The sequence below is a fragment of the Streptomyces sp. NPDC001156 genome (genome assembly GCF_053598275.1).
The window spans coordinates 32,255-42,835 of record NZ_JBSFJX010000071.1; the positions used below are offsets into that span (position 1 = coordinate 32,255).

Genomic DNA, 10,581 nt, shown 5'->3' on the forward strand with positions numbered 1-10,581 from the left:
ACCGCTCCTGCCCAAAGGGGTCCACCGATGAGAAGCACCGGGTTCCGCCGTACCTTCGTCGCGCTCAGCGTCTGCTCCCTCGCCCTCGCCGCATCCGCCTGCGGCTCCGGGGACGACTCGGCGAGCGGCAAGACGCGCATCACCGTCAACTGCGAGCCGCCCAAGAGCGCCGAGGTCGACCGCGGGTTCTTCGAGCAGGACATCGCCGCCTTCGAGAAGAAGAACGCGGACATCGACGTCGTGGCCCATGACGCGTTCCCCTGCCAGGACCCCAAGACCTTCGACGCCAAGCTCGCCGGCGGTCAGATGGAGGACGTGTTCTACACCTACTTCACGGACGTGAAGCACGTCGTCGACACCGGTCAGGCGGCCGATCTGACCTCGTACGTCAAGGAGTTGAAGAGTTACGACACCATCCAGCAGCTGCGCGACATCTACACCGTCGACGGCAAGATCTACGGCATCCCGCGCACCGGCTACTCGATGGGGCTCATCTACAACAAGCAGCTCTTCCAGAAGGCCGGTCTCGACCCGGAGAAGCCCCCGGCCACCTGGGAGGAGGTCCGCGCCGACGCCAAGAAGATCGCCGCGCTCGGCAACGGAACCGTGGGCTACGCCGACTACAGCGCGCAGAACCAGGGCGGCTGGCACTTCACGGCCGAGCTGTACTCACAGGGCGGGGACGTCGTCAGCACCGACGGCAAGAAGGCCACCATCGACACGCCCGAAGGCCACGCGGTGCTGCAGAACATGCACGACATGCGCTGGACCGACAACTCCATGGGCAGCAAGCAGCTCCTCGTCATCAACGACGTACAGCAGCTGATGGGCTCCGGGAAGCTCGGGACGGTCCGCTGACCTGGCTGCCCGCCCCCGAGGGCGTCCTGGCCTTCCGGCGCGCGGACGGGGTGATCTGCATGGTGAACCTCAGCGCCACGCCCGCCGAACTGCCTCCCCACTCCCGACCCCTGCTGACCAGCGGCCCCCTGGACGACCGGGGCCGCCTGCCGCAGGACACGGCGGCCTGGCTGCGCGCCTGAGACCGCCTGACGCACCGCGCTATCCCACCACCCCCACAATGAAGGGATCAGCACATGCACGGGCACACACGCAGTTCTGTCAGGCGCATGCCAGCCATCGGGGCAGTCGTCGCCCTGGCCGCCGCCATGCTCGCCACCCTCGGCACCCCCGCCGCCCATGCCGCGGGCGCCACCCTGCCCTTCACCTCGGTGGAGGCCGAGTCCGCCACCACCACCGGCACCAGGATCGGCCCGGACTACACCCAGGGCACCCTCGCCTCCGAGGCCTCCGGGCGTCAGGCCGTACGCCTCGGCGCCGGCCAGCGCGTCGAGTTCACCGTGCCACGCGCGGCCAACGCGGTGAACGTCGCCTACAGCGTCCCCGACGGCCAGTCCGGCACGCTGAACGTGTACGTCAACGGCACCAGGCTGTCGAAGACCCTGGCGGTCACCTCCAAGTACTCGTACATCGACACGGGGTGGATCCCCGGCTCGAAGACCCACCACTTCTTCGACAACGCCAGGCTGCTGCTCGGGCAGAACGTGCAGGCGGGCGACAGGATCGCCTTCGAGTCCACGGGTACGCAGGTCTCGGTGGACGTCGCCGACTTCGAACAGGTCCCGGTGGCCGCCGCCCAGCCGGCCGGATCGGTCTCCGTCACCTCCAAGGGCGCCGACCCCAGCGGACAGGGCGACTCCACCCAGGCGTTCCGGGACGCCATCGCCGCTGCCCAGGGCGGAGTGGTCTGGATCCCGCCGGGCGACTACCGGCTCACCTCCTCGCTCAGCGGCGTGCAGAACGTGACCCTCCAAGGCGCGGGCAGCTGGTACTCCGTCGTGCACACCTCGCGCTTCATCGACCAGTCCGGATCCTCCGGGAACGTTCACATCAAGGACTTCGCGGTCCTCGGCGAGGTCACCGAGCGCGTGGACTCCAGCCCCGACAACTTCGTCAACGGCTCGCTCGGCCCGAAATCGAGCGTTTCGGGCATGTGGATCCAGCATCTGAAGGTCGGCCTCTGGCTGACCGGCAACAACGACAACCTTGTCGTGGAGAACAACCGCATCCTCGACACCACCGCGGACGGTCTCAACCTCAACGGCACCGCCAAGGGCGTGCGTGTCCGCAACAACTTCCTGCGCAACCAGGGCGACGACTCGCTCGCCATGTGGTCGCTGTACTCGCCCGACACCAACAGCAGCTTCGAGAACAACACCATCTCGCAGCCGAACCTTGCCAACGGCATCGCCATCTACGGCGGCACCGACATCGCTGTCAGGAACAATCTGATCTCCGACACCAACGCCCTGGGCAGCGGTATCGCCATCTCCAACCAGAAGTTCCTGGACCCCTTCAACCCGCTGGCCGGCACGATCACGGTCGACGGCAACACGCTGGTCCGCACCGGGGCCATGAACCCCAACTGGAACCACCCCATGAGCGCGCTGCGTGTCGACTCCTACGACAGCGCCATCAACGCCGCCGTCAACATCACCAACACGACGATCACCGACGGCCCCTACAGCGCCTTCGAGTTCGTCTCCGGCGGCGGACAGGGCTACCCGGTCAGGAACGTCACCGTGGACGGCGCGACCGTGCGCAACACCGGCACGGTGGTCGTGCAGGCCGAGGCCCAGGGCGCCGCGACCTTCCGCAACGTGACCGCCACCGGCGTGGGCTCGGCGGGTATCTACAACTGCCCCTACCCGTCCGGCTCCGGCGCCTTCGCGCTTACCGACGGCGGCGGGAACTCCGGCTGGAGCAGCACCTGGTCGGACTGCTCGACCTGGCCCCAGCCCGGTCAGGGCAACCCGCCCCCGGACCCGGACCGCAACCTCGCCAAGGGCCGTCCGGCCACCGCGACCGGCTCGCAGGACGTCTACACCCCGGGCAAGGCCGTCGACGGGGACGCGAACAGCTACTGGGAGTCCACCAACAACGCCTTCCCGCAGTCCTGGACGGTCGACCTCGGCTCCACCCAGGCCGTGCGCCGACTGGTGCTGAAGCTGCCGCCGTCCCCTGCCTGGGGTGCGCGCACCCAGACCATCACGGTGCTGGGCGGCACCGACGGCTCGAACTTCTCGACGGTGGTCGGATCGCAGGGCTACCGCTTCGACCCGGCGACCGGCAACACCGCGACGGTCGCCCTGCCCGCCGGCACGAATCTGCGCTACCTGAGGCTGACCGTCAGTGCCAACACCGGCTGGCCCGCCGGTCAGTTCAGTGAGGTGGGGGCGTACTCGGCCTCGTGACCACCGTGACCCCGCGCCGCACCGCTCCGGCCCGCTGCTGACCACGGGTCCGGAGCCGGCCGCGGCGCGGGGTCACCCAGTCAGCAGGGCGCCGATCGCGTACGCCCAACGCCATCCGTGACCTTGAAGATGTTCCCCGGCGATGGCGAAAGGCAATCCCGAGGGCCACGTGGCGGCCGGGGTCGAGAGGATGAGACCGACCAGGCCACCATGGTCCGTTCACCACTGGATGTGGCGGTGGCGGTGGCGGGCTCGGTGGTGTGGGAGGGGGCGATCTCTGAAGGTTTTGTTTACATAGATTGACTGTAACGAAAACCTGTGCGAGCGTGATCCCTCGACAGGGGCGACCCGGTCGCTCGGACAGCCGTGGAGGAGGACGGACGATGGATTACCGGCGGGCGGCGCTCTGATCGCCCTGTTCTACCTGCCTGTCGGCCGCATCTCCTACGACATCACCCACCCGCCCCGGCACCAGGGTCCGGCGACAAACACGTAGAAGCCCACGGCATCCGGACCTGGGCGACGTGCTGCCGACAGTGCGAGGCATCGCGCCCGATCCACGAGGGCGGCGCCACCTCGGCCCAGGCGCGCGGGGCCGTACGCAGGGGCCGAGGCGCGCCAACTGCCCTTCCCGGACCCGGAGTCTGTTCGGAAAGCAGCCGGCCGATCGCCGGCGGAGAGGTATCACATGTCTGACATTCGCGTTCTGGCCATATCTGGGAGTCTGCGCCGGGACTCCCTCAATACACGGCTACTCGGGGAAGCCGCCCGTCTCGCCACGGGCGCCCGTGTCGAGCCCTACGACGGACTCGCCCGGATCCCGCCGTTCAACGAGGACGAGGAACATCCGGAGCCGCCCCCCGTCGGCGACCTGCGTCGCCGGGTCAGGGGCGCCGACGCGGTCCTGATCGCGACGCCCGAGTACAACGGATCGCTGCCCGGCGTGCTGAAGAACGCCCTGGACTGGCTGTCCCGCCCCACCGGCGAACGCCCGGTGCTCACGCTCAAGCCGGTGGCGATCGTCGGCGCTTCGCCGAGCCCGTTCGGTACGCTCCGGGCTCAGTTGGCGTTGCGTCAGGTGCTCCACAAGATGAACGCGTACGTCCTCGGGCAGCCGGAGTTCCTGCTCTTCCACGCGCACAAGCAACTGGGACCGGACGGTCGGCTGCCCGTGGACTCGCCCGCCTACGAGCTCCTGGGCGATGTGCTCAGCGGTCTGCTCGGACTCGTCGAGCAGCAGCGGCGTGACGCTGCCGCCTCCGCCGGCAGCGCTTGAGGCCGCCGCCGGGGCAGGGCGACCTGTCTCCTGCAACCGTCGCCCCGGTCATCGGCACCGTGATCAGGAGGTCGACGGGGGGAGGCGTTCGGGCCCCCGACGCAGCGGGCCGGAACGCGGGGACGCCCCGTCCCGTGGCGTCCTGCCGCGCTGCGGACCAGGTCGATCCAAGGGGCGAAAACGACTGACGAGTCATCAAGAGGCCGTCATGTATGAGGGTTCGGAGACGACAAAGGTGCCGCACCACACAGATCCCGACGCCGTGGGAGAGCCGCCAGGGCCGCGAGGACCGACCGGTGGCGCACTGCGTGACGCCTTGCGGTTTGTCGGTGGCACGGCCAACAGCTTCGCGGCGGGCTCACGTGTCGCAGTCAGCATGGGTGTTCCCCTGGCTGTGGGCGTGGCCACAGGCCATCTGTCATGGGGACTCACCGCCACGATGGGGGCTTTCACCGCCGTCTACGCGACGGGTGAGCCGTACGGCCGACGCGCAGTGTTGCTCGCCGCAGCGGGGGCGGGCTTCGTGCTGTGCGTCGTGGCGGGGTCTTTGGTGGGAGGCCGGGTCTGGCTTGCGGCCGTCATGGTCGGCCTCGTGGGCGCGGTGGCCGGCTACGTCTGCGACGCGCTTCGGACAGGGGCGCCGGGCGGATACCTGTTCGCGCTTGCGTGCGCCACGTCCGCCGGCCTTCCAGCCGACACAGCGGCCATTGGGCAGCGCGCCGTCCTCACCCTGTCGGGAGCCGCCTGCGTCTGGCTGGTGGCCATGTCCGGGGCCCTGGTGAATCGACGCGGGCCCGAGACCGCGGCCGTCGCCCACGGCTACGACCGGCTCGTCGCCTATCTGTCCGCGATCGGCGGCCCGCGTCAGGACACTGCTCAGCACGAGGCCGCCGTCGCGCTGCGCCGCGCGTGGTACGCCGTGGCCGCATCGCCGCAGCCCTTTCGACGTGCGGGGACCGTGGTGCGGCTACGGCTGCACGTGCGTCAGGCACATCACCTGTTCTCGGCGGCCATCCGTGCCGCCGCGGAATCCAGCGAGTCGATCCCGCACGATCTCATTGACGCCGTCGCCCGAATGGCCGAGTCACTCCGTCACCGGCCCATGACCGTAGGGCCGTTGCCCGCGCTCCCTCTGCCGGACGCAGAGCCGAAGGGTCGGCGTGCGCTGCGGACCCAGGTCAACCGCGGGTTGCCGACTGCAGCCCAGACCGTGCCCTTCCACGACGAGGACGAACCACTCGAGCCGTCGAGCGCGCCCAGGCTGCTCGCCTCGGGCGCGGCACGGAACTCGCTGGTGCTGCCCGGGGCACTGCGCGTCTTGGCCGGTGCCGCGGTAGCGGGCTGGGTCGCCCATGCTTGTGGACTCCCGCAGTCCTATTGGGCGTCCGGAGCCGCGATCGTGGTGCTGCAAGGGGCCAACGTCACCACCATGATGCGGCGCAGTGCGCAGCGCAGTGTGGGGACCGCGGCGGGGGTCGCCCTCGCCGGCGGAGTCCTTGCCCTCCACCCGGACGCGCCGCTGTTGGTCGCCGCCGTGATGCTCCTGCAGTTCGCCGCCGAGACCGTCATGGCACGCAACTACGCGCTCGGGGTGGCCTTCATCACCCCACTCTCGTTGTTGCTCACCGAAGCCGCGGATCCCGCGCTGCCCCCGAACCGCTTGGTCACCGCCCGCCTCCTGGACACCGCGTGCGGTTGTGTCATCGCTTTGATCGCGGGTCGCACCCTCTGGGGGCGGACGCCGTCCGTGCGGCTCCCGGGCGCCTTGGCACACGCGCTCCGCGCGCAGGGACGGGCGTGGGAGCTGATCCTCGTGGATAGTGGCGATACGGAGAGCGCGGGTGCCCGGCAGGCGCGCCACCGGCTTCGTACGGAGCTGATCGACCTGCGGACCGTCGCCGAAAACGCTGCTGGCGACCCTCCCACGTGCCGCGAGTCGGAACTGCTCTGGTCGGCTGTCGTCGCGACTCAGCGGATCGGCTACCTGGCGATCTCGGTCTCTCGTTCCCTGCGGTGCCGAGCACGGCTCACTTGCGTGGAGGCAAGGCGCGTCGGCGCCGCCTTCCAAGCCCTCGCCGCTGCGGTCGAGACCGGCGAGCCACCCTCGGTCCTGCACCTGGGGTCCCTCGGTGCTCTGCCCTGCCTGTCAGCCGCATGGCTCAGCATGTACGACAGCCTCGGCATCGCGGGTGACGCCGGCGACAATCCCTCCGGATGCGGGCCCGGCCCGTCCCGCGGACGGCCGCGCTTGCGGATCCGAACCCGTGTGTCCGGCAGGGTCGGGACCCCGAGGCGAATGCGCATCGGCCGGCGGGCATGGCCCGACCGGCCGATGAGGCGCTGAATTAAGTTACAAGTATTGACTGTAATGAAAGCGCGATGCACAGTGGGATGCATCGATATCCGGTCTACGGCCCGCCGGCCCGGTCGGGGCCGCGCGGAAGGGCGAGGAAAGAGCGAACCGCGATGATCAGTCGCGTCAACCCTGAGGGCACCGCGAGTCGCCGACGGCGGAACACCGTTTCGACACACGCGACGGTGTCCTGGGCGAGGACATACCCAGGCCGGGAAGACGACGGTGGGCCCTTCGGGAGGGAGAGTGTCGGCAGGCACTTCACCTGCCCGCTTCCGCACTCGCTCTCCGCGGCGTCCATGGCCCGACGACTGACGCTTCCGCTGCTTCACCGCTGGGGCGTGAACGGAGACTGTGCGGCCCGCGTCGAACTGGTCGTCTCCGAGTTGGTCACCAATGCCGTCTGTCACGCGCGCCCCGACGTCCGGATCACCTGGAAGGTGGTCTCCCGCGACGGCCGCCCGGCTGTTCGGGTGGAGGTTGTCGACGGCGGTCCGGCCGATGGAGCGCTATCCCCCTGTCCTGTCCGCGGGGCGGATGAGGGGGGCCGTGGCATTACGGTGATCACCGTGCTTGCGTCCCGCCGTGGCACCCTGCGAGGTGAGGGGGGCACAACGGTGTGGTGGGCGGAGGTCGGCGCATGGTGACGCGCTCACTCGGGGTGGCAACTCGGTTGCCGCGCACGCGGGACCGAGGCGCCGTCAAGGTGGAGCCACCCCGCCGTTACGCTTATGCCTTGTAATGCCCGCAACCAATGTCATGAAGCTGTATCCGGGCCCAGGGAGAACCGCCGATGACCAGCGACGACCGCGCCGCAGGCGCCAAGGGCGACAAGGTGCCGGGCCCTGCATCGGACGGCGGTGGCGCCTGGCGAGCCGGCGGTCGGCCGCGCGATCCCGCGATCGAGGACGCGATCATCCAGGCCACACGCAAGCGGCTGGTTGCCGACGGCTACTCCCAGATGACCATCGGCGACATCGTCGCCGATGCCGGCGTCACCCGGCCCACTCTGTACCGCCGGTGGGCGAACAAGTACGACCTGGTCATCGACGCTCTCGCATACGGATTCCGTGCCCAGCGTGAGGCGTATCCCGACATCGACTTCGATGAACTGCCGGCCGTCGAGGCGTTCCGAGAGGCCGTGCGCCGCCTTGATCCGCGGTACCACAACAAGGCCGCGATGGCGCTGCACGGTAACTTCATGGCGGAGGCCGAACGCGTCCCCGGCCTCCTGGAGCAGCTGCGCGAGCAAGGAGTGCGGCCTCGGTGCGACGAGCTCATGGAGATCTTGCGACGACTCCAGCAGCGCGGTGAGGTGCGTGAGGACGTCGACCTGGACGCCGTCGTCACCCTGTGCTTCGGAAGCTACTTCGCGGACTACCTGCGCACCGGGGGAGACGGCACCGACCTCCCCGACCGTGTTGTCGACACCCTCTGGCCCGCCATCGCAACCGACCCCGCCTCGTCCGACTGATCACGCCCGACATATGGGGAGAGTCGCGACCGACAGATGGCGCGGCGGGCAGGCGACCGCGTCATGTGCTGTGGGCGTCCGGCTGCGCGTGCTGTCGTCGAAGCGCGGTTACGGACCCTCTTCGGAGAAGGCCGTGATGGATTCCACGGGTTCACGGTTCGTGCGATGCGCCGCCGGCGTTCCCGTCTGACCGCGGGGTCGTCGCGCCATATCGAGGGTGTCGGTGTAGAGGTTCTCACCGAACCGGCGGTGTTGTGATCCGAGCGGTTCAGGTCGCTCGTCCGGCCTGGGTTGATGCGAGTATTCGCATTGTTCTGCACGGCCCCGTCGTCGTGGGCGCTCAGGAGTGCGGCTGTGCGGCGACGCTTCGTACTGTCTGCCAGGACTTGAACCTGCCAGGCCTGGCAAGGGACTGGCTCGCGGACCGGGGAGCCGGCGCGAAGAGCCGTTCGACTTCCGATCGAGTCGGGGCCGACGGCGACAGCTCCTGACCATGAGGCTCGCGTGGCGCTCTATGAGCGATGACACAGTAGACAGCGAATTAAGTTACAGCCAATATGTGTAATGTAATTGGAGTCGCGGCAGCGCGCGGGAGATGCCGAGTGCCGCGGTTCGCAGATCCAGGAGTAAGGAACCCACCATGAACAAGTTGATGCGGCCCGTCGCCGCCTGGGTGGCCGCCGCCGCACTCGCCGCAGGTGCTCTGCTCGCCGCCGGCGGCTCGGCGACGGCGGCCACGCTTCCGCCCGTCCGGCACCTGCCCGTCGAGGTCACCGCGGCCGTGGGAGCCATGGCGCCCAACGGCTACCACGTACGACAGGACCAGGGGTGCGACTGGCGGGGGGACCGGCTCGGTGACCGTTGCTTCGGGGCATACGGCTGGTGCACCGGTCGGTGCGGTGACGGGGAGTATCGCATGGACGCCCGTTTTCACCCTTGGGTCGCCGACCAGTTGACGCTCTTCGCGTCGTACGGTGACCTCACGGGTCGTCACGGCGTGCAGGATCGGGACCACGACGTCCGTGGCAGTCGGCCGTGGTGGGGTGGGCGCCCCGCCTGAGCGGGTCTTGCGATGTCCGGGTTTCTGTCCTGCATCGCGAGGCGCACGTCCGAGACCCCGGAAGCAGACGCCCGATCGGGGCGCCATCGCGGGTTCCCTGCGCTGGGCCATGCGGAGCAGGTCGCCGAGGGTTGGGAGCTGTTCGGTTTCGGATGTGCAGGAGTGTGTGTGAGTGCGCACGAGCATGTACCGGTTTGTGGTGTTGCAGCGCGCGCACGACGCTTGGCGGGCTCTGAATGTCAGTGCCGGCCGGTAGCGTTCTTCCTGTTGCCGATCACGTGTTGGGGAGGGGGCACGTCGATGCGTGGTGAGTCGCTGCGTACGATCGCTGCCCCCTTCGTGGCCGTCGGCCCGTCCGGCGTGGCGATCCGCACCCGCCTCAAGGCCCTCACGCCGGACGACGAGCAGGTGTTACGTCTGGTCGGCGCGCATCTGGGATCGCTGGCCTCGAAGGATCTCAAACGCCGGTGCGCCGAGGGCCTGGAGCACTCCGCGGATACGTGGGCCAGGCGCAAGCGGGCCCTGACCGACACGTCGTCCTCGCGGTGGGCCGGTTCGATCACGAAGGCCACCCACGATCAGTGGGCGCTGTCCCGGCGTGCCCAACTCGCGCACATCCGCAGCCTTGAGGCCGGCATCAAGACGATCGCGCACCGGTTGTCGCTGCCGGTGGGCGAGAAGGGCTCGAAGCGGGCGCCGGGCGGATACCGCACCCGGCAGGAGTGGTTCCACAAGTCCCGGCGACTGCATCTGCTCAAGGACCGGCTGGAGCGGGAGCGGGCCGATCACGAGGTGGGGCGGGTGCGGGTCGTGCGGGGCGGCAAACGCCTGCTCACCACCCGACACCACCTCGACGCGGCGCAGCTCACCAGGCACGCATGGCGACAGCGCTGGGAAGCAGCGCGCTGGTTCCTGCAGGCGGACGGCGAATCGGGCAAGCGGTTCGGCAACGAGACGATCCGCGTCACGCCCGACGGCGAAGTGTCACTGAAGCTGCCTGCTCCGCTCGCCCACCTGGCGAACGCCCCGCACGGCCGGTACGTCCTCGCCGCAACCGCGGTCTTCCACCACCGCAGCGACGAGTGGGCCGACCGCATCACCACGACCCGGTCCGTGGCCTACCGCATCCACTACGACACAGACCGC

The 10,581-nt window shown here is 69.3% G+C and carries 6 protein-coding genes and 3 pseudogenes; all 9 read left to right on the plus strand.

What is annotated here, in order from left to right:
- Positions 1-27: 27 nt before the first annotated feature.
- Positions 28-846, plus strand: a pseudogene (locus ACWDA7_RS28200) (ABC transporter substrate-binding protein); the annotation flags it as partial.
- Positions 846-1,040 (plus strand): annotated as a pseudogene (locus ACWDA7_RS28205) (DUF3459 domain-containing protein); the annotation flags it as partial. The pseudogenes ACWDA7_RS28200 and ACWDA7_RS28205, both read left to right, overlap by 1 nt.
- A gap of 87 nt (positions 1,041-1,127) precedes the next feature.
- Positions 1,128-3,272: a discoidin domain-containing protein gene (locus ACWDA7_RS28210; RefSeq protein ID WP_450607455.1), complete on the plus strand. Its 2,145-nt coding sequence runs from the start codon at positions 1,128-1,130 to the stop codon at positions 3,270-3,272.
- Between the two features lie 688 nt (positions 3,273-3,960).
- Positions 3,961-4,548 carry an NADPH-dependent FMN reductase gene (locus tag ACWDA7_RS28215; RefSeq protein WP_450607457.1) on the plus strand — a complete coding sequence of 196 codons (588 nt, stop codon included), beginning with the start codon at positions 3,961-3,963 and terminating at the stop codon, positions 4,546-4,548.
- A 376-nt stretch (positions 4,549-4,924) separates the two neighbouring features.
- Complete coding sequence (locus ACWDA7_RS28220; protein ID WP_450607459.1) at positions 4,925-6,892, plus strand: FUSC family protein; 1,968 nt, start codon at positions 4,925-4,927, stop codon at positions 6,890-6,892.
- A gap of 308 nt (positions 6,893-7,200) precedes the next feature.
- Positions 7,201-7,548: an ATP-binding protein gene (locus tag ACWDA7_RS28225; protein WP_450607461.1), complete on the plus strand. Its 348-nt coding sequence runs from the start codon at positions 7,201-7,203 to the stop codon at positions 7,546-7,548.
- A gap of 146 nt (positions 7,549-7,694) precedes the next feature.
- The gene (locus ACWDA7_RS28230; RefSeq protein ID WP_450607463.1) at positions 7,695-8,375 is read left to right on the plus strand and encodes a TetR/AcrR family transcriptional regulator; all 681 of its coding nucleotides are present in this window, start codon (positions 7,695-7,697) and stop codon (positions 8,373-8,375) included.
- Positions 8,376-9,015: 640 nt separating this feature from the next.
- Entirely contained in the window at positions 9,016-9,435 is a 420-nt protein-coding gene (locus tag ACWDA7_RS28235) for a hypothetical protein (protein WP_450607465.1), read from the plus strand.
- 300 nt (positions 9,436-9,735) lie between these two features.
- Positions 9,736-10,581: pseudogene (locus ACWDA7_RS28240) on the plus strand (IS200/IS605 family accessory protein TnpB-related protein); the annotation flags it as partial.